This is a genomic window from Lederbergia citrea (assembly GCF_018343525.1).
In the GTDB taxonomy this organism is placed as follows: domain Bacteria; phylum Bacillota; class Bacilli; order Bacillales; family Bacillaceae_C; genus Lederbergia; species Lederbergia citrea.
Genome location: NZ_JAGYPH010000002.1, coordinates 1 through 20,737, shown reverse-complemented (window position 1 = coordinate 20,737; position 20,737 = coordinate 1). Strand labels below are relative to the sequence as shown.

General features: G+C 39.4%; 16 protein-coding genes and 1 rRNA gene. 9 read left to right on the top strand and 8 right to left on the bottom strand.

What is annotated here, in order from left to right; all coding sequences use genetic code 11:
- Positions 1–61: 61 nt before the first annotated feature.
- The 8 genes from rsmG to rpmH form a co-directional block, all read right to left on the bottom strand.
- Positions 62–778 carry a 16S rRNA (guanine(527)-N(7))-methyltransferase RsmG gene (gene rsmG, locus KHA88_RS09405; protein WP_213107476.1) on the bottom strand — a complete coding sequence of 239 codons (717 nt, stop codon included), beginning with the start codon at positions 776–778 and terminating at the stop codon, positions 62–64.
- A gap of 14 nt (positions 779–792) precedes the next feature.
- Positions 793–2,685: a tRNA uridine-5-carboxymethylaminomethyl(34) synthesis enzyme MnmG gene (mnmG, locus tag KHA88_RS09400; RefSeq protein WP_213107475.1), complete on the bottom strand. Its 1,893-nt coding sequence runs from the start codon at positions 2,683–2,685 to the stop codon at positions 793–795.
- 75 nt (positions 2,686–2,760) lie between these two features.
- On the bottom strand, positions 2,761–4,146 hold the full coding sequence (gene mnmE, locus KHA88_RS09395) for a tRNA uridine-5-carboxymethylaminomethyl(34) synthesis GTPase MnmE (protein ID WP_213098862.1): 1,386 nt from the start codon (positions 4,144–4,146) through the stop codon (positions 2,761–2,763).
- A 793-nt stretch (positions 4,147–4,939) separates the two neighbouring features.
- Entirely contained in the window at positions 4,940–6,808 is a 1,869-nt protein-coding gene (locus KHA88_RS09390) for an LTA synthase family protein (protein ID WP_213121759.1), read from the bottom strand.
- A 227-nt stretch (positions 6,809–7,035) separates the two neighbouring features.
- The gene (gene jag / locus KHA88_RS09385) at positions 7,036–7,671 is read right to left on the bottom strand and encodes an RNA-binding cell elongation regulator Jag/EloR (RefSeq protein ID WP_213098864.1); all 636 of its coding nucleotides are present in this window, start codon (positions 7,669–7,671) and stop codon (positions 7,036–7,038) included.
- Positions 7,668–8,459 carry a YidC family membrane integrase SpoIIIJ gene (gene spoIIIJ / locus KHA88_RS09380; RefSeq protein ID WP_213107473.1) on the bottom strand — a complete coding sequence of 264 codons (792 nt, stop codon included), beginning with the start codon at positions 8,457–8,459 and terminating at the stop codon, positions 7,668–7,670. Before spoIIIJ ends, jag begins: the two co-directional genes overlap by 4 nt.
- Positions 8,460–8,563: 104 nt before the next feature.
- The gene (gene rnpA, locus KHA88_RS09375; RefSeq protein ID WP_213098866.1) at positions 8,564–8,914 is read right to left on the bottom strand and encodes a ribonuclease P protein component; all 351 of its coding nucleotides are present in this window, start codon (positions 8,912–8,914) and stop codon (positions 8,564–8,566) included.
- Positions 8,915–9,048: 134 nt separating this feature from the next.
- A complete protein-coding gene (gene rpmH / locus KHA88_RS09370) occupies positions 9,049–9,183 on the bottom strand; it encodes a 50S ribosomal protein L34 (RefSeq protein WP_213098867.1) in 135 nt (44 codons plus the stop codon).
- 686 nt (positions 9,184–9,869) lie between these two features.
- On the opposite strand from rpmH, the gene dnaA reads away from it, so the two are divergent.
- The 9 genes from dnaA to KHA88_RS09325 form a co-directional block, all read left to right on the top strand.
- Entirely contained in the window at positions 9,870–11,213 is a 1,344-nt protein-coding gene (gene dnaA, locus KHA88_RS09365; RefSeq protein WP_213098868.1) for a chromosomal replication initiator protein DnaA, read from the top strand.
- A gap of 193 nt (positions 11,214–11,406) precedes the next feature.
- The gene (dnaN, locus tag KHA88_RS09360) at positions 11,407–12,543 is read left to right on the top strand and encodes a DNA polymerase III subunit beta (RefSeq protein WP_213098869.1); all 1,137 of its coding nucleotides are present in this window, start codon (positions 11,407–11,409) and stop codon (positions 12,541–12,543) included.
- A gap of 302 nt (positions 12,544–12,845) precedes the next feature.
- Entirely contained in the window at positions 12,846–13,088 is a 243-nt protein-coding gene (gene yaaA, locus KHA88_RS09355) for a S4 domain-containing protein YaaA (RefSeq protein ID WP_249305984.1), read from the top strand.
- A gap of 15 nt (positions 13,089–13,103) precedes the next feature.
- Complete coding sequence (gene recF, locus KHA88_RS09350; protein WP_213098870.1) at positions 13,104–14,222, top strand: DNA replication/repair protein RecF; 1,119 nt, start codon at positions 13,104–13,106, stop codon at positions 14,220–14,222.
- Between the two features lie 9 nt (positions 14,223–14,231).
- Complete coding sequence (gene remB / locus KHA88_RS09345) at positions 14,232–14,486, top strand: extracellular matrix regulator RemB (RefSeq protein ID WP_213107471.1); 255 nt, start codon at positions 14,232–14,234, stop codon at positions 14,484–14,486.
- A 100-nt stretch (positions 14,487–14,586) separates the two neighbouring features.
- Positions 14,587–16,509 carry a DNA topoisomerase (ATP-hydrolyzing) subunit B gene (gyrB, locus tag KHA88_RS09340; protein ID WP_213098872.1) on the top strand — a complete coding sequence of 641 codons (1,923 nt, stop codon included), beginning with the start codon at positions 14,587–14,589 and terminating at the stop codon, positions 16,507–16,509.
- Between the two features lie 192 nt (positions 16,510–16,701).
- Entirely contained in the window at positions 16,702–19,227 is a 2,526-nt protein-coding gene (gene gyrA / locus KHA88_RS09335; protein WP_213107470.1) for a DNA gyrase subunit A, read from the top strand.
- A 98-nt stretch (positions 19,228–19,325) separates the two neighbouring features.
- Positions 19,326–20,414: an HD-GYP domain-containing protein gene (locus KHA88_RS09330; RefSeq protein ID WP_213121758.1), complete on the top strand. Its 1,089-nt coding sequence runs from the start codon at positions 19,326–19,328 to the stop codon at positions 20,412–20,414.
- A 236-nt stretch (positions 20,415–20,650) separates the two neighbouring features.
- Positions 20,651–20,737, top strand: a 16S ribosomal RNA gene (locus tag KHA88_RS09325); the annotation flags it as partial.

Below are 20,737 nucleotides of genomic sequence, written 5' to 3'. Positions count from 1 at the left end.
TTTCTTTTTGCAATATCCTGCCGAACAGATGCCCTATTTCCTATATAAAATTCGCCAAGTTTTACTCAAGCGGCATTTTATTAGGTGTCCCGGGCTTTCGAGGGTATTTATTTGGCGTTTTTTTCGTTTTTTTAACGACGATGATATTTCTTTCGCTATCTTCTATCGGTAATGTAAAAGAATGAACAGCTGAAAACTTGCCTCCAAGCTGCTTGATAGCATATTCCGCCGTTTTTAACTCATCCTCTGCACTGGCTGCCTTCATAGCAACAAATGTACCATTAACTTTAACAAGCGGTAAACAAAGCTCACTTAACACTGACATCCTTGCCACAGCACGTGCTGTAACGACATCAAATTGTTCACGGAACTCTGCTTTTTTCGCAAATGTTTCCGCGCGGTCGTGGTGAAAATGAGTATCTTTTAGTCCGAGTTCCTTTGCCAAATGATCTAAAAAGGTAATCCGCTTTTGCAAAGAATCAACGATGGTGATATTTAACTCAGGAAAACAAATTTTTAAAGGTATGCTTGGAAAGCCCGCTCCTGCACCCACATCGCATAGTTTGATTGGTTGATTGAAATTAATGAAAAAAGCGGCACTCACTGAGTCGAAAAAGTGCTTTAAATACACTTCTTCCTTCTCAGTGATTGCGGTCAAATTCATTTTTTCATTCCATTCGACAAGCAGTTCAAAATACCGTTCAAACTGGCTGAGTTGCCTGGAATCTAACGTGATTCCCTTCTCTTCCAGCATGTTTGTAAATTGCTCAACATTCATCTTTGATTCATTCCTTATTCTCCGGATACCCGTGCTATTTTTCCATGCTCAATATACACTAACAAAATGGAAATATCAGCAGGATTTACCCCTGCAATTCGGGAAGCCTGGGCGATTGACAATGGGCGCACATGATTCAGCTTTTGACGTGCTTCAGTTGCAATCCCATTGATTGCATCGTAATCAATGTTTTCAGGGATCTTTTTGTCTTCCAGTTTTTTAAGTTTTTCCACTTGTTGAAGGGATTTTTCAATATAGCCTTCATATTTTAATTGGATTTCGACTTGCTCAACGACATCGGCAGTCAAATCAATTTCCGCAGGGACCAATTCGTGAATATGCTTATAGGACATCTCTGTCCGTTTCAAAAGGTTAGCTGCACGTATACCATCTTTTAGTTCAGTACCGCCTGCTTCGCGAATTAATTTCTGTGTTTTTTCATTTGGCTTAATCACAATGGAACGTAGCCGTTTCAGTTCAGCCTCGATGGCTGCTTTTTTATTTAAATATTTTTCATATCTTTCTTCTGAGATTAGGCCAATTTCATGGCCAAGTTCTGTAAGGCGCAAATCTGCATTATCATGACGCAGTAATAGTCGGTATTCCGCACGCGACGTCAACAAACGATAAGGCTCATTCGTTCCTTTTGTGACAAGATCATCAATTAATACACCGATATAGCCATCAGAGCGGCTTAAAATGACTTCCTCTTTACCAAGTACATTTCTTGCAGCGTTGATTCCGGCCATGATCCCTTGAGCGGCCGCTTCTTCATAACCAGAAGTTCCATTAATTTGCCCAGCCGTATAAAGATTTTTCACCTTTTTTGTTTCGAGCGTCGGCCATAGCTGTGTTGGAACAATGGCATCATACTCAATCGCATAGCCTGGGCGCATCATCCGGGCATTTTCCAACCCCGGTACAGTTTTAATCAGTTCTTGCTGAACTTCTTCAGGCATACTTGTGGATAATCCTTGTACGTACACCTCATTAGTATTTCTTCCTTCAGGCTCAAGGAAAACTTGATGACGCGGTTTATCATTAAAACGAACGACCTTATCTTCGATAGAAGGACAGTAGCGTGCGCCCGTTCCTTTGATGGCACCGGAAAACATCGGTGAACGATGCAAGTTTGCATCAATGAGCTGATGTGTCTGCATATTCGTATATGTTAACCAGCATGGCAGCTGATCCGTAATGAAATCTGTTGTTTCATAGCTGAATGCACGCGGCTCTTCGTCACCAGGTTGGATTTCTGTTTTACTATAGTCAATGGTTTTACTGTTGATACGCGGTGGTGTTCCTGTTTTGAATCTTTCTAATTCAAATCCAAGTTTTTCAAGATGCTCTGAGAGTTTAATGGAAGGTTGTTGGTTGTTCGGACCGCTTGAATATTTTAGTTCTCCTAGGATGATTTCGCCACGAAGGAAAGTTCCTGTTGTAATGATGACAGACTTTGCGCGATAAACGGCACCTGTCATCGTAACCACGCCTTTACATTCACCATCTTCTACAATCAGTTCGTCAACCATTCCTTGATGAAGGGTTAAATTCGGCTCATTTTCCAAAGTGTTTTTCATTTCATGCTGATACTGGAATTTATCCGCCTGTGCCCGTAATGCTTGGACTGCAGGACCTTTACCAGTGTTTAGCATTCTCATTTGAATCGCTGTTTTATCCAGATTCTTGGCCATTTCTCCGCCAAGTGCATCTATTTCTCGAACAACAACCCCTTTTGCAGGTCCGCCTACTGATGGGTTACATGGCATAAACGCAACCATGTCGAGATTTAGCGTAATCATTAGGGTTTTCACACCCATTCTTGCAGCAGCCAAACCAGCTTCACATCCGGCATGGCCCGCTCCAATTACAATAATGTCATATTGGCCTGCCTCAAATTGCTGCATGATTATTCCTCCTTCTAAGAAAAGCGCAAGCTGCCTTGTGCTTGTCGCCACTGAACGGCCGCCTTCCGCTTTTCTTTATTTTCCTAAACAAAACTGTGAGAAAAGCTGATCTATTAAGCTTTCTTGTACAGTATCTCCAATTATTTCACCTAGCAGTTCCCATGTTCGAGTTAAATCAATTTGAATGATATCGATTGGCGTTCCAAAATCGATTCCTGAGAGCACGTCTTCAATTGCCTGTAACGCTTGATTCAAAAGCGCGATGTGACGGCTGTTCGATACATAGGTCATGTCGCCTGCCTCAATCTGGCCTTTAAAGAACATATCAGCAATGGCTTGCTCAAGATCATCAATCCCTTTTTCTTCGAGCAGTGAAGTCGTAATGATTTGATGCTCTTTCGCCGCGATCCGAACTTGTTCCATATCAATTTTTTGTGGTAAATCCGTCTTGTTCGCAATGACAATAACGTCCATTCCTTCGACAGCAGTAAATAATTGTTCATCTTCTTTTGTAAAATCATCCGCTGAATTGAGTACGAGTAAAATTAAATCGGCTTTTTTCAAAACTTCACGTGAACGTTCGACTCCGATTCTTTCAACAATATCTTCCGTTTCCCGAATTCCGGCTGTATCGACAAGGCGAAGTGGAACACCGCGAACATTTACATATTCTTCAATAACATCTCTCGTAGTACCAGGAATATCTGTGACAATTGCTTTATTTTCCTGAACAAGACTGTTTAGCAATGATGATTTTCCTACGTTCGGACGCCCAATAATAACCGTTGATAATCCTTCACGTAAAATCTTTCCTTGGTGAGACGTTTGCAGCAGTTTCTCGAGCTCAGCTCTTATATAGGTTGCTTTCTCCACAAGCATGCGATGCGTCATTTCTTCAACATCATCATATTCCGGATAATCTATGTTTACTTCCACATGCGCCACCGTTTCAAGAATTTCTTGACGCAATCCGGCAATTAATTTAGACAAGCGCCCTTCCATTTGGCCCAGCGCCACGTTCATCGCTCGGTCTGTTTTTGCCCTAATCAAGTCCATAACCGCTTCCGCCTGTGATAAATCAATGCGCCCGTTCAAGAACGCCCGCTTTGTAAATTCACCCGGCTCGGCAAGGCGTGCACCAGCATTCAATGCAAGCTGGAGAACACGATTCACAGAGACTAGGCCTCCATGACAATTTATTTCTACTACATCTTCCCTCGTAAAAGTTCGCGGCGCTTTCATGACGCTTACCATTACTTCCTCTGCAGTTTCTTCCGATCTTGGGTCGATAATGCGCCCGTAGTGAATCGTATGTGATTGCACCTCTTCAAGCTGCATGCCGCCAGCACTACGAAAAATATGATCTGCAATACCGATTGCTTCATCTCCACTCAAGCGCACGATCGCAATCGCTCCTTCTCCCATTGGAGTCGAAATGGCTGCAATTGTATCAAATTCCACCTTTATCACCTCTCCCCTTTTCCAGTTTTATATATCAGCGCTATTTTTGCGCGAAAAATTTAGATTTTAGGATTTATCCCCAAAATAATAGAATAACAAAATTTCAGCCTCTACAAAAGAACATTTTTCCACTGCTTAAAATTATCCACAAACAGTTTTTGCCTACTCTTCATTTTAGCTTATCCACATGTGAATAACAATATTGCAAAACCGGTCATCAAAAATACCCCTACTTTTTGTAGTTGTTGATAAGTTTTATGAACACAAAAAAGACCTGGCATGAGCCAAGCCTCAGACTGTAGACAAACTCTAATAAACGAGTTGTCTACAGTTTTTTTATTATATATATAGGATAGAGCAGGTTTTCCGAAGCTTACCGCTCGCTTTCCGCAGGGCGAGCGGACGCTTCTCCAAACCAATAAATCATCAGCAACTGTTTCTTTTAGAAGGTTCTACTGTTCCTTTACTTTATGAAACTGGATAAGGGTGTCTTCCTTTTTTAACGTCAATAAGTTTCTGGTATTTCTGGTAATAATCGATATCATTTTCAAAAACATCCGTTATGTTATTGATAGAGAACTTATTTTCATGGATTCATCTATTTTATATGTGTACTTCAGGCTCTATTAAGCTTGAATTTTGATTTTTAGCAAATTCCGTTGATTGGAGCGGAAGGCACGAAGACTCCTGCGGGAGATGCGAGATAGGCAAGACCCCACAGGGCGAAGCCCGAGGAGGCTTGCCACTCGCCCCGCGGAAAGCGAAGTGCCTGGAGCGGAAATCAACGAAAGCCTTAATTTTTAAAAAACCGGATTAAATCCCCATATATTATTTGATCAGAATAATTTAGTTCCGTTTGAACTTGGTTAAAATAAGGCGAACATTTATTACGCTTAACTTTTTTACTCGTTTTTTTACTATAACAAGTTCCTTCAGTAAAGATGTATTGATCCGTTGTAAACGTGCCATCTCTGAACACTACTAAGCGATTATGATTGTCTGAGAGTAAACTTGTTCCGAATGAAAGTGAGTTTTCTTTCTCCTCCATGCCTAATAAATCAAAGATGGTGGCCCTTAAATCTATTTGTCCGCCAACTGAATCAATTACTCGACCTTCTAATCCGGGAATATGAATAATTAACGGTACTTTTTGCAATTCTACTTGATCTTTAACTGTAATTTCCTTTCCAAGCACTTCACCTAGTTCATCATTATAACTTTTTGAAATCCCATAATGATCTCCAAAGAGAACAAAAATTGAATTCTTGTATAGTTCGGTATCCTTTATTTGATCAAAAAAGGATTTAATCGCTTCATCTTCATATCTCACAGTAGTGAAATACCTATTCACCAATCCCTGTTCCGCATCCATTTCAGATATTAATTGATCTTCAGGATCAAGCAAAAATGGAAAATGATTCGTCAATGTCAAAAACTTTGCGTAAAAAGGCTGAGGCAACGAACTTAAATATGGAAGCGACTGTTCAAAAAACGGAAGATCCTTTAATCCGTAATTAATCGAGTTTTCTTCAGTAACATTGTAATCACTTTCCGAAAAAAACCGGTCATACCCGAGTGCCTCATACATGACAGAGCGATTCCAAAACTGAGCATTATTTCCGTGAAAAGAGGCGGAATAGTAACCGGAACGCTTTAATATTTTCGGAAGTGAATCGTATTCATTCTTCGGTTTTCTAACAAATACCGAACCTCCCGCTAGCGGATATAAGCTATTATCGAGGATGAATTCAGCATCAGATGTCTTTCCTTGTGCTGTTTGATGGTAAAAATTTGGAAAATATAAGCTGTCTGCTTTTAATTTATTTAAAAATGGCGTTACTTCCTCTTGATTAATATGTTTATCGAGGACAAAAGCTTGGGTAGACTCAAGAAAGACGACAATGACATTTTTTCCTTGTGCAACTCCGTGGAGATCAGATCGAACAATCTTATTCTGTTTTTTTTCAACATAGTTACTGATTTCTGTTATTTCTTCTCCATCTGCCAAAACGCCTTTAACTGAGGCTTTCGAGTATAAATAAATATCAAATAAATGATAATGATACAGTCCCAGTGATTTAACAATCATTTCTTTGTCATATGATTTATTCCAAAATCCCGGATTGACAATAACACTTGCAAGCAAAGGAACCGTTATTAACATTAAAATAATCTTCGTTCCAATGTTTTTCCTTGCTGGCAAAGAAATCGCCGGAATGAGCTTTTTCTTTAATAATATGATTAATACAACTGAATCTATGAACAAAAGCAAGTCATAATACTTTATGAGTTCTACCGTACTTTGACTTAGACCGCCGACGTTTTGAAATTGAAGCAATACTGGTAGGGTAATAAAATCAATATAAAAACGATAATATAGCACATTTCCAAACAATAATGCGGTTAATAGAAAATGAATGGTTAAAAAGGCCTTTATTCTAGCAGACTTTCGAAAAAGAAAACCAAAACCAACGAGTAAAGCGGCTGATCCAAGAGATGTAGCGGCTAAAATGATGCTTTCCTCGATGGATTGAATATTAATATGGAACACCCAAATATAGAGAGCGCACATTTTCAACCATAGAAAAAAAACGGTAGCCATATAAATGGTTACATCATGATTTTGATTCTCTCCATTAACAGTAACAAGCATTTTTTTCATTTCCGCCACTTCCGTTATTTTATTTACTATCATTTTACCACTATAATTTTAAGAAAAAGCCTATATTTTATCGTCATTATTTGCAAAATAGTCTACAATCCCTCAAATAAGCAAGAGTGCTATAAAGTTATCCATAAGTTTACATTTTTTTCATTCTTTTCACAATAAAAAAAGAACCTCTCGTTTTGAGAAGTTCTTTATGTTAGGCCGCTTTGCGGGCGCTCTAGTTAGCTGATATTCCTCGCCTGTGGCTGTATGACCACGTAGCGGTTTGGTTCTACACCTTCAGAAATCGTTTGAACTTTACGATTTTCTGATAAAGCGGTATGAATGATTTTCCGTTCATAATTCGGCATTGGCTCTAGCGAAATAGGCTTTTTTGTATGATAAGCTTTAGATGCAAGGCGCTCTGCCAACTGAATTAATGTTTCTTTTCGGCGTTCACGATAATCTTCTGGATTCAATATGACCGTAATATAATGTTTGGAATGGCGATTTGCAGTAAGCTGCGTTAAATATTGCAGTGAATTGATGGTTTGTCCTCTTTTTCCAATCAAGAGCCCCATCTTTTCACCAGTAATATTAAAGATGACATTTCTTTCATCTTCCTTTACCGGTTCAATTTTTGCTTTAATTTCCATATTTGACAGAACGGTCTGTAAAAATTCCATTGCAGTTTCGATTGCATCAGGCTGAACCGTAACCTTCACCACGGCCGGCCGGGAACCGAATATTCCTAAAAGTCCCCTTTTCCCCTCATCCACAATACTGATGTCTGCGCGATCTCTCGTTGTATTAAGTTGAGCCAGTGCGGATTCTACTGCTTCTTCGACGGTTTGTCCTGTAGCAGTGATTTCTCTCACTTCTTAGCTCCCCCCGCTCCTCCATCTTTTACTTTCACATTTTCTATTGTAGGTCCTTTTATATAATACGTTTGAACAATCATAAAAATATTTCCTACTACCCAATATAGTGCAAGTGCCGCTGGGAAATTGATAGCAAAAATTAAAATCATTGCTGGCATAATGTAAAGCATCATTTGCATTTGCGGATTAGTATTTCCCATTCCTGACATCATAATTTTTTGCTGTAGGAAAGTTGTAAGACCCGCTATGATTGGCAACAGATATATTGGATCCGGCGCGCCAAGGTCAAACCAAAGAAATTCTCCGGCTTTCGATATACCCTCTGTTCTAATAATTGCCTGGTAAAACCCGATTAAGATCGGCATTTGTACGATTAACGGAAAACAACCTGCAAGTGGGTTAACATTGTGTTTTTGAAAAAGCTGCATTGTTTCCTGTTGAAGCTGCTGCTGGGTTTTTGCATCTTTTGAACTGTACTTTTCTTTTAATTTCTGAATTTCAGGCTGGATGGCCTGCATCGCTTTTGAATTTCTTGTTTGCTTGATCATCAGCGGCAAAATCGCTAAGCGAATTAATAAGGTTACGATGATAATCGATAATCCATAATTATGGCCTAACATCTCGGCCACGGTAGTAATAAGCCAAGACAATGGATAAACGATGTATTTACTCCAAAACCCGGTACTTTCAGCAGTAATATAATTAGGATTGTCTATCGTTGCACAGCCTGCAGTTATCAGCACAAGCACGAGCATCGCTGATAACAATATTATTCTTTTCTTCAAGCCAGTTATCCTCCCTGCTTTCTCAAAATCACGTGTAATTTATTCGGTCTTTCGGATATTTTAACATTTTTTAAAGTTAACTTGCATTAAACCACAAAACATTTTTAGCCATTTACTCTTTTTAAAATTTTTCCCAACTTGAGAACATGTTCCAAGCTTTTCTTCACAGTATGGTAATCCATTTCGGCCGCCGGTTTTCTGGCGATAATCACGTAATCATTGCCATTTTTCACTTGGTCTTCCAACTCATGAAAAGCCTGGCGTATATAACGTTTGATTTGGTTTCGCTTCACTGCGTTCCCAATTTTTTTACTTACAGATAAACCAATCCTAAAGTTTTCTTGTTTATCTTTTTTCAATATATATATAACAAACTGCCTGTTTGCTACCGATCTTCCCTTTTTAAACACTGCTTGAAAATCGTCATTTTTTTTGATCCTAAACGCTTTTTTCATACTGTCACCTGCATTATGGATTCTTTTTCATTCTTTTTTGCGGCATTTTGTCTAATTTAGCATATCCAGCACAGCATTAACGCTTTTCTTAGTCGATTTACTAGAAAAAAAGACCACTGAGACGTTTCAGTGGTCTACGCTGATAACACTTTTCTTCCTTTGCGGCGGCGTGCTGCTAAAATTTTACGGCCATTTTTTGTGCTCATCCGCTCACGGAAACCGTGTACTTTGCTTCGTTTACGTTTATTTGGTTGAAACGTTCTTTTCATGTATGACACCTCCTCGAGGGTAAAACAAAATTTCAATCACAGACATACTCAATAATTATAAAGAGACAGCCAAACCTTGTCAACCCTTTTCGGGAGGTGCCTGTCACTCCCCGCTTTTTGTCGAATACTTTATTACCTCATTTACCTCTCGGGGCTGATCGGCGTCCTCTGCTTTTTTATTTGTCCAGCCCCTCGAGGTCAAACAACCTGAGCCAATAAAAATTAAGATCGGACTTTTCTCGGCTCAGAACATTTACTTGTCGGAGCTGAACGGCGTCCTCCGCTTTTCTATGTTGTGGATAGTTTTCGACAGGGTTTTTATTATCCACAGCACCTATCGACAGGTTTTGCACAAATTAAGTGCCTGTGGACAATCTTTTTCCCCAGGATAAATGTCTTGTGGATAATTTTCAATACGCATTGCTAAGCTTAGTTTTATTTGGTATGATTATGTTGTTTTCACTCTGGATACTTTTTGTGGATAATTCCCTTATCCACAGTTTGTGGATATCTTGTGGATAAGATATCCAATACTTCTGGATAAACTTGTCCACATACAGTGGATTGTGTCGAATTCCGTTTTCTTACCTTATTATATAGTTTTCCACATTCATAGATGTGCATATTTATTAGTTTTCATCCTTTAAGAGAGGAAACAGTTATATAACAGCAAGGGAGGTATGAGTTTGGAAAATATAGCTGATCTTTGGGACCAGGTCCTGATAAACATTGAAAAAAAGGTCAGTAAGCCAAGTTTTGATACGTGGCTGAAATTCACGAAAGCACATGTCCTTAAGGGAGACACGATGATTGTCACTGCTCCTAATGAGTTTGCAAGGGATTGGCTCGAAGGCCGTTATTCCCAATTAATTTCGGGACTTTTATATGAAATAATCGGCGAAGAACTAGATGTGAAATTTATTATTCCGCCGGAACAAGGCGAAGAAAGCAAGGCAATCCCGGCTGTTAAGAAAAAAGCAAAAGAAGAACATGTCGATTTATACCAAAATATGCTTAATCCAAAGTATACCTTTGATACATTTGTCATTGGATCTGGAAACCGCTTTGCTCACGCAGCATCGCTTGCAGTAGCAGAAGCACCGGCAAATGCATACAATCCTCTATTTATTTATGGAGGAGTTGGGATGGGTAAAACCCACTTAATGCATGCCATTGGACATTATGTATTGGAGCATAATCCCTCTGCAAAAGTTGTCTATTTATCATCGGAAAAATTCACAAATGAATTTATTAACTCCATTCGTGATAATAAAGCCGTTGATTTTAGAAATAAATACCGCAATGTGGACGTTCTTCTTATCGATGATATTCAATTTCTAGCAGGTAAAGAACAAACACAGGAAGAATTTTTCCATACATTTAATACGTTGCACGAAGAAAGTAAGCAAATTATTATCTCGAGCGACCGTCCTCCAAAAGAAATTCCCACTCTTGAAGACAGATTAAGATCAAGGTTTGAATGGGGATTAATTACTGACATCACGCCTCCAGACTTAGAAACGCGGATTGCCATTTTGCGTAAAAAGGCGAAAGCAGATGGACTTGATATTCCTAATGAAGTCATGCTGTACATAGCCAATCAAATTGATTCCAATATTAGAGAACTAGAAGGCGCCCTCATCCGAGTTGTCGCTTATTCATCTCTTATTAATAAAGATATCAATGCAGATTTGGCTGCCGAGGCATTAAAAGACATCATTCCAAGCTCCAAACCAAAAGTGGTAACGATCTTGGATATTCAAAAGACTGTTGGTGCGGAGTATAACGTGAAATTGGAAGATTTTAAAGCTAAAAAAAGAACAAAGTCAGTTGCTTTTCCGAGGCAAATCGCGATGTTTTTATCACGCGAACTGACTGATTTTTCATTGCCAAAAATCGGGGAAGAATTTGGGGGCCGCGACCATACGACGGTGATCCATGCCCACGAAAAAATTTCAAAGCTTTTACAAACTGATCCAGAGTTTCAAAGTAAAGTAGAAGAAATTCGTGATTCTCTAAAAATTCAATAATGGGGATTCTGTGAATAACTGTGACAGTCCCGTGCACAGGATGTCCACATGTGGATAGTTTGTGTTTCCAATCCATACACAGAGTTATCCACATATTCACAGGCCCTACTACTATTACTACTGTTTTTTATTTTAAAAATAATAATATATACTGGTTTGTAGCCAAATTTAAAAGTTACGGGGGAAAATAAGCATGAAGTTCATCATTCAGCGCAATCGCTTGATTGATAGTGTTCAAGATGTGATGAAGGCTGTATCTTCAAGAACAACCATTCCGATATTAACGGGTATCAAAATTATCGCATCTGAAGAAGGGCTAACATTTACAGGCAGTGATTCGGATATTTCAATTGAGTCATTTATCCCAACTGAGGAAGATGGAGATGAATTAGTTGAAATAAAACAAACCGGCGGAGTCGTATTGAATGCTCGATTCTTTGGAGAAATTGTTCGTAAACTTCCGATGGATTCTGTTGAAATTGAAGTCTTGGGCCAACATCAAACAATCATTAAATCTGGAAAAGCTGAATTTAATCTAAATGGTTTAGATCCTGATGAATATCCGCATCTTCCACAAATCTCTGAGGAAAATGTCTTTTCTATCCCGACGGATTTGCTAAAGACTCTAATCAGACAAACTGTATTTGCAGTGTCCACCTCAGAAACACGCCCCATCTTGACAGGTGTAAACTGGCAGATTGAAGAGGGAGTACTTACATGTATAGCGACAGATAGTCATAGACTTGCAATGCGATCTGCTCCAATTAATTTTGAGCAAGCGGAAGTGTGTAATGCCGTTATCCCAGGAAAAAGTTTAATTGAGTTAAGTAAGATCTTGGACGATTCAAGTAATCCTGTGGAAATTGTAATTACCGATAACCAGATTTTGTTTAAATCAAAGAATCTTTTATTTTTCTCCAGAAGGTTGGAAGGAAATTATCCGGATACTTCCAGACTTATTCCGACAGACAGCAAAACAGAACTAGTACTTCATGCGAAAGATTTTCTTGACGCCATTGACCGCGCTTCGCTATTAGCTCGCGGAGAAAGAAATAATGTTGTTAAACTGGCAACGCTAGAAGGAAAATTAATTGAAATATCCTCAACGACCCCTGAAATTGGAAATGTTGTCGAACATATTCAAAGTCAATCGATTGAGGGAGAAGAGTTAAAAATATCTTTTAGTGCAAAATACATGATGGATGCATTAAAGGCACTAGAAGGAACCGAAATTATTATTAGTTTTACCGGTGCAATGAGACCATTTATCATTCGTTCGGTTAATGATGATTCCATCTTGCAGCTAATACTTCCAGTAAGAACTTTTTAATACAGAAAAGCGTAAGCGCCCGTTTAGCGACGTACGAACTTTTAGGGATTCTGACGAGATAAAGGAAACACAATGAGCCGCAGGCGAATTGATGTTGACTTATCGTAGGAAGAATCCTGAAGTTTGCTAGTCGCTGGGCGCTGAAGCTAGAAAAAGAAAAGCGTAAGCACCCTGTGAGAAATCCTGCCCAATGCGGTGGGATTTTTCTTTTGACCTCGAAGGACTGACAAAGGCGTTTACGCTTTTCTTATAGTTTCCGTATTTTTTTGTAATGAGGAGCAATCTTTAGTAAAATAAAGTAAATGACTAAACATGAAAAGAGTGAGAACGTGGATACTGAAATCAGGATCGAAACTGATACGATAACGCTTGGCCAATTTCTAAAGCTTGCGGATGTCATCCAATCTGGAGGAATGGCTAAATGGTTTTTAAGTGAACACGATGTTTTTATAAACGGAGAACAAGACCAAAGAAGAGGCCGAAAGCTTGCCATTAATGATAAAATTAAAATACCAGGAATCGGCTCGTTCGTTATTGCCCGTTAAAAGGATGTTGACTTCATGTACATTGAAGAATTGGAGCTTGTGAATTATCGGAATTATGAGGAGCTTGCGATCTCCTTTGAAAATAATGTAAATGTCATCTTGGGAGAGAATGCCCAAGGGAAAACAAATGTGATGGAATCTATTTATGTATTAGGGATGGCAAAGTCACATCGGACCTCCAATGATAAAGATTTAATACGCTGGGATTCAGAATATGCTAAAATAAAGGGAAGGCTTCAAAAAGCACGGGGATCTGTCCCATTGGAGCTATTGATCTCAAAAAAAGGTAAAAAGGCTAAATTTAACCATATCGAACAACAAAAACTAAGCCGGTATGTAGGAAATATGAATGTCGTCATGTTTGCGCCTGAAGATCTCCATCTAGTAAAAGGGAGCCCTCAAATAAGGCGTCGTTTTATTGATATGGAAATTGGGCAAGTTTCTCCAGTCTATTTGCATGATATGAGTCAGTTTCAAAAAGTGTTACAGCAACGAAATCATTATTTGAAACAGCTGCAAATAAAAAAACAGACCGATCATACCTTTCTTCAAGTGTTGACCGAGCAATATATTGATGTGGCAATCAAAGTAATCAAAAAGCGTTTTGAATTTATCCGAATGCTAGAAGATTGGGCAAAACCAATTCATTCGGGTATTTCCCGTGGGCTTGAAACGTTGGAAATCCACTATAAGCCATCGATTGAGGTATCGGAAAGTACAGATTGGTTAAAGATGGTAGGAGTGTTTGAAGATAAGCTTCATCAGCTTCGCCAAAGGGAAATTGACCGCGGTGTCACGTTACTCGGACCTCACCGAGATGAGATTGTATTTTTTGTGAATGGACGGGACGTACAAACATTTGGCTCGCAAGGACAACAGCGGACAACTGCATTATCGGTTAAGCTTGCTGAAATAGAGTTAATCCATTCGGAAATCGGCGAATATCCCATTTTGCTTCTCGATGACGTTCTATCTGAACTTGATGATTACCGGCAATCCCATTTATTAAATACGATTAAAGGGAAAGTTCAGACGTTTGTGACGACAACAACCGTTGATGGAATAGATCACCAGACATTGAGAGAAGCGACAACATTTACTGTTCGTAATGGAGTGATGGGAAGAGTGAAATGAGGTGAAAGCATGTACGTGCATGCAGGTGAAGATGTGATGATTCGTTCAAGCGAAATTATTGCCATCCTTGAAAAAGAGACTGCAAAGGATTCGCAAGAGATTCAAACTTTTTTAGATAAAAAAAACGATCTCGTTATAAATCTGGCCAATGGTGCCTTTAAATCGCTGATCATCACAGAGCCTCATATTTATCTTTCTCCGATAGCCCCAGGAACATTAAAAAAACGTTTAATGAATTCAATAGGCCATGAGCTGATTATATAAGTATAAAGTCTGATTCAACTAGAACTGCCGTTGCCAGAGCGGGCGTTCTTAGACGGCAGAGCGCCAAATAGATTGGAAAGTGCAGGTGAGGTTTTTGACTATGGATCAAAAAGAATTGCAAGAACAGTCATATGATGAAAATCAGATACAGGTTCTTGAAGGCTTGGAAGCTGTTCGGAAACGACCTGGCATGTATATCGGGTCTACAAGCTCTAAAGGACTTCACCACCTCGTGTGGGAAATTGTTGATAATAGTATAGATGAAGCCCTCGCAGGGCATTGTGACGAAATTATTTTAACAATTGAAGAGGATAATAGCATCACGGTTAAAGACAATGGACGCGGAATCCCAGTAGGTATTCAGGAAAAAATGGGCAGACCGGCAGTAGAAGTTATTTTAACGGTGTTGCATGCAGGAGGAAAATTTGGCGGCGGAGGATATAAGGTATCAGGCGGCCTCCATGGCGTTGGTGCGTCCGTTGTTAACGCGCTCTCCTCCGAATTAGAAGTATTTGTCCATTTAAATGGTCAGATTCACTACCAAAAATATGAACGCGGTGTTCCTTGTTTTGATTTAAAAGTCATCGGTGAAACGGATGAAACAGGAACAACCATCAAATTTAAACCGGATTCTGAAATTTTCACGGAAACAACAGAATATGAATTTGACACGCTTGCAACCCGTACGAGAGAGCTTGCTTTTCTAAATAGAGGACTCAAGCTTGTCATCGAAGATAAACGCGGTGAACAAAAAAGAAGTGAATTTTTATATGAAGGCGGTATTAAGTCTTACGTTGAACATTTGAATCGATCAAAGGAAGTGCTTCACGAAGAACCGATCTATATTGAAGGTGAACGGGACGGTATTTCCGTTGAAGTGGCTATTCAATATAACGATGGTTTTGCAAGTAATCTCTACTCATTTGCCAATAATATCAACACATATGAAGGTGGTACACATGAGTCGGGTTTCAAGACCGCATTAACAAGGGTCATCAATGATTATGCACGCAGAAATCATATTTTCAAAGATAGTGATAGCAATTTATCCGGTGAAGATGTCCGTGAAGGCATGACTGCTATTGTGTCCATCAAACATCCTGATCCACAATTTGAGGGACAGACGAAGACTAAACTTGGGAACTCTGAAGCACGTACAATTACGGACTCATTATTCTCCGAGCATTTTGATAAAATTCTTATGGAAGATCCAGTACTTGCCCGAAAAGTTGTCGACAAAGGGCTTATGGCAGCAAGAGCACGTCTTGCAGCAAAGAAAGCACGTGAATTAACACGCCGGAAAAGTGCTCTGGAAATCTCAAATCTGCCTGGGAAATTGGCAGACTGTTCATCCCGTGATCCGCATATCAGCGAATTGTTTGTCGTTGAAGGTGACTCCGCGGGCGGTTCTGCGAAACAAGGAAGAGATAGACATTTCCAAGCTATTTTACCGCTAAGAGGAAAAATTATTAACGTTGAAAAAGCCCGTCTTGATAAAATCCTTTCCAATAATGAGATTCGGACGATTATCACAGCGCTTGGAACAGGCATTGGCGAGGAATTCGATATAGCTAAAGCACGCTATCATAAAATGGTCATCATGACGGATGCTGACGTAGACGGTGCGCATATCCGGACATTACTTTTAACATTCTTTTACCGTTATATGAGACCTCTATTAGAAGCAGGTTTTGTCTATATTGCCCAGCCGCCACTTTATAAAATTAGCCAAGGCAAAAAAGATAATTATGTCTATTCAGATAAAGAATTGGAAGACTTTTTGGCTGAAATACCACAAGCGCCAAAGCCAGGCATTCAGCGCTATAAAGGTTTGGGGGAAATGAACCCGGAACAGCTGTGGGAAACAACAATGAATCCAGAAAGCCGAACACTTTTACAAGTGAGTCTTGAGGATGCGATAGAGGCAGACCAAACATTTGATATGCTCATGGGTGAAAAAGTGGAACCACGCAGAATCTTTATCGAAGAAAATGCACTATATGTAAAGAATTTGGATATTTAATTGTTTGACTGAAAGAAGAAAAGCATGCGAGCAGGCGCTTTTCAATCATGTCTAGCTTCAGCGCCTAGCCCCTGAGGTCAAATAACCTGATTCAATAAAAGTCAAAACCGGACTTTTTTTAATCAGAACATTTGCTTGTCGAGGCTAAACAAGGCGCTTATGCTTTTCTAATAAGGGAGGTCCCTAGTTGGTATGGCAGATTTACCTAATTCAAATGTAAAAGAAATCAATTTAAGCCATGAGATGCGTTCCTCGTTCCTAGATTACGCGATGAGTGTTATTGTGGCACGTGCTTTGCCTGATGTCAGGGACGGATTGAAGCCGGTCCATCGCCGTATTTTATATGCGATGAACGATCTTGGTATGACAGCCGATAAGGCTTATAAAAAATCAGCCCGGATTGTCGGAGAAGTTATCGGGAAATATCACCCACATGGTGACTCTGCAGTATATGAGACCATGGTGCGGATGGCGCAAGATTTTAGTTACCGAAATATGCTAGTCGATGGACATGGAAACTTTGGATCCGTGGACGGGGATTCAGCAGCTGCGATGCGTTACACGGAAGCGAGAATGTCAAAGATCTCGATGGAATTAGTTCGGGATTTAAATAAAGATACAATCGATTATAAAGATAACTATGACGGCTCCGAAAGAGAACCGGAAGTCTTGCCAGCCCGGTTCCCAAACCTTCTTGTCAACGGTTCTTCCGGTATTGCTGTTGGGATGGCTACAAATATCCCTCCCCATCAGCTTGGAGAAGTGATTGATGCGTTATTGACACTGAGCAAGGACCCGGATATTACGATTCAGGAATTGATGGAGCATATACAAGGCCCTGATTTTCCAACGGCAGGTTTAATTGTCGGAAGAAGCGGAATTAGAAGAGCTTATGAAACTGGTCGCGGCTCGATTATTTTAAGGGCGCGTGTGGAAGTTGAAACAAAGGCAAATGGAAGAGAAACCATTCTTGTACATGAACTTCCATTCCAGGTAAATAAGGCAAAATTAATCGAACGAATCGCGGAGCTTGTTCGCGACAAGAAGCTTGAAGGAATCACCGATCTACGAGACGAATCCGATCGAACAGGCATGAGAATTGTTATGGAAGTTCGAAGAGATGCGAATGCCAATGTGATTTTAAATAATTTGTACAAGATGACAGCTCTGCAAACAAGCTTTGGTATCAACATGCTTGCACTTGTAGATGGACAACCAAAAGTATTGAATTTAAAGCAATGTCTTTATTATTATCTGGAACATCAAAAAGTAATCATTAGACGACGGACAGAATTTGAGCTAAGGAAAGCGGAAGCAAGAGCTCATATTTTGGAAGGCCTGAGAATAGCGCTTGATCATATCGACGCGATCATCAGCTTGATTAGAGGTTCGAATACAACCGAAATCGCAAGAAATGGATTGATCGAGCAGTTCAATTTAAGCGAGAAGCAAGCACAAGCCATTCTCGATATGCGACTTCAGCGCTTGACCGGTTTAGAACGGGAAAAAATTGAAGAAGAATATCAGGATCTCGTAAAATTGATTGCTGAATTAAAGGCCATTTTAGCTGATGAAGAGAAAATACTTGAAATCATCAGGGAAGAATTGCTTGAAATAAAAGAAAGATTTGACGATGGACGCAGGACTGAAATTGTCGCTGGCGGCATCGAACAAATTGAAGATGAGGACTTAATACCAAGAGAAAATATCATCGTAACCTTGACACATAATGGTTATATTAAACGTTTGCCGATTTCCACTTACCGCAGTCAAAGACGCGGAGGGCGCGGCGTGCAAGGTATGGGGACAAATGACGATGATTTTGTTAAGCATTTAATAACCACCTCTACGCACGACACGATTTTATTCTTTACTAACAAAGGAAAAGTGTACAGAGCCAAAGGTTATGAAATTCCTGAGTATAGCAGAACCGCTAAAGGATTGCCGATCATAAATTTACTTGGCATTGAGAAAGATGAATGGATCAATACCATCATTTGTGTTGATGAATTTCTGGATAACTGGTATCTGTTTTTTGCTACAAAGCAAGGGGTTGTCAAACGAACACCTCTTTCAGGATTTGCCAACATTAGAAATAATGGCTTGATTGCAATAGGACTGCGTGAAAATGATGAATTAATATCGGTAAAACTGACCGATGGCAAGAAAAATATTATCATTGGAACGAAAAATGGCTTGCTTATTCGCTTTATTGAAACGGATGTCAGGTCGATGGGAAGGACTGCAACCGGGGTGAAAGGCATTACCTTATCCAATGACGATGAAGCAGTAGGGATGGAAATTCTTGAAGAGGATCACGATGTTCTTGTAGTGACAAAGAATGGATTAGGTAAGAGAACTCCGGCTGCTGAATATCGCACTCAAACACGCGGAGGTAAAGGAATCATTACATGTAAAATCACCGAGAAAAATGGCGAAAGAGATAATGTTGTTGCCGTTGAAACTGTACAAGGTGATGAAGATGTCATGCTTATCACGGCTGGTGGAATATTAATCCGGATGGATGTACAAGATATTTCAGTGATCGGTAGAAATACACAAGGGGTAAAATTAATGACACTTGGCGATGAGGCATCTGTTGCCACTGTGGCTAAAGTTGAAAAAGAAGAAGAGATAGAAGAAGAAATAGAAGAAGAAATAGAAGAAATACAAGAAATGGAACAGAGCAGTCCCGCTCCAACCGAAGAAATTGAATAAAGATTGATGAATTCCGAAAAAGGCGCCATTTTTGGCGTCTTTTTTGGTATAATAAATAATATATAGAAAAATTAGATTTCTTCTTGGGGGCGGCAAGATTGAAGGTAAAAGTCAAAGACTTGCAGACTGGTTGTGTTTTACAAAAAGATGTGATGGGAAAGACTAGCCATCCTCTCATTCCAGCAAAAACTATTTTGACAAAGGAACATATAGAAGTTTTACTAGCTTTTTTGGTCAAGGAAGTTGAAATAAGAAATAAGCTGGAGAATGGTGAACACTTTAAAGTAGCAGGAAATGAAGATTCAGGAATAATTATGCCTGAATCAGCCCCATCCTCCTTTTTAGACTACTATCAACAAGCAGTGAAGCTTTATAAGAAGGAATATCAATCATGGCAAGCGGGTCTCAATGTTGATATTTCGATTATTAGGTCAATAATCATTCCTCTACTTGAGAAATCTGAAGAAGATAGAGAATGGATTCGAATCATTCATCTATACTCGAACAAGGATGACTATCCTTTTCATCATGCTATTTCCGTAAGCTTAATCGCTGGCTATATTGCCAAAGGATTAGGCTATGACAAAGGTCAATACACACAAGTAGCTTTAGCCGGTTGTCTTGCTGATTGTGGAATGGCAAAAATGTCAGCTAAGACACTATTCAAAGAAGATCCACTTACTGGTTATGAATGGAAGGAAATAAAGAAACATCCTATAAACAGCTATCAAATGATCAAAAATAATTCACTATTAAAACCTGAAACCAAATTAGCTATTTTACAGCATCATGAACGATTAGATGGGACAGGCTATCCTATCGGCGTTAGCGGCAACCGAGTTCATATGCACTCACAAATAGTGGCAATTGCAGATATCTATCACGCAATGACAACGGAACGGCATTATAAACAACATCCCCTTTCTCCGTTTAGAACACTACAGATTATGGAAGAAGATCTATTTGGTCAGTTTCATATGTCAAACATTAAGGTACTGGCCTCAGCTATTACTTCGCTATCGGTTGGAACTGTGGTAAAGCTTTCTGATGATCGGATAGGAGAAATCGTCTTTGTGAAGTCAGAAGCGCTTACGAGACCCTTGATTAAAATTAAGAATACTGAAGAAATCATTGATCTAGAAAAAAATAGACATACGTATATTAGTGACGTAATTTTTAGTTCATAAAATAAAATAATATTTTTCTAAAATAACTCTTGCAATCTATAAAGAGAGTTGGTATATTAATAGATGTGCTTCCGAGCATAAAGAAAAAAACGAAATAACTATTGACATCTAATGTTGAGTATGGTATTATTTAAAAGTCGCCGTTAAAAAGCGAACAAGTTTGATCTTTGAAAACTGAACGAAACGAAACGTCAACAAGTAATTTAGTAAGACCAGCAAATGAGCTAACAAACTACTTTTATGAGAGTTTGATCCTGGCTCAGGACGAACGCTGGCGGCGTGCCTAATACATGCAAGTCGAGCGGATCTTTGGGAGCTTGCTC

Bases quoted from the DNA above. Each gene is read 5' to 3' on its own strand.
- rsmG (WP_213107476.1), bottom strand. From the start codon at position 778: ATGAATGTTGAGCAATTTACAAACATGCTGGAAGAGAAGGGAATCACG.
- mnmG (WP_213107475.1), bottom strand. From the start codon at position 2,685: ATGCAGCAATTTGAGGCAGGCCAATATGACATTATTGTAATTGGAGCG.
- KHA88_RS09390 (WP_213121759.1), bottom strand. From the start codon at position 6,808: ATGAAAAAAATGCTTGTTACTGTTAATGGAGAGAATCAAAATCATGAT.
- rnpA (WP_213098866.1), bottom strand. From the start codon at position 8,914: ATGAAAAAAGCGTTTAGGATCAAAAAAAATGACGATTTTCAAGCAGTG.
- rpmH (WP_213098867.1), bottom strand. From the start codon at position 9,183: ATGAAAAGAACGTTTCAACCAAATAAACGTAAACGAAGCAAAGTACAC.
- dnaN (WP_213098869.1), top strand. From the start codon at position 11,407: ATGAAGTTCATCATTCAGCGCAATCGCTTGATTGATAGTGTTCAAGAT.
- yaaA (WP_249305984.1), top strand. From the start codon at position 12,846: ATGACTAAACATGAAAAGAGTGAGAACGTGGATACTGAAATCAGGATC.
- recF (WP_213098870.1), top strand. From the start codon at position 13,104: ATGTACATTGAAGAATTGGAGCTTGTGAATTATCGGAATTATGAGGAG.
- remB (WP_213107471.1), top strand. From the start codon at position 14,232: ATGTACGTGCATGCAGGTGAAGATGTGATGATTCGTTCAAGCGAAATT.
- gyrB (WP_213098872.1), top strand. From the start codon at position 14,587: ATGGATCAAAAAGAATTGCAAGAACAGTCATATGATGAAAATCAGATA.
- gyrA (WP_213107470.1), top strand. From the start codon at position 16,702: ATGGCAGATTTACCTAATTCAAATGTAAAAGAAATCAATTTAAGCCAT.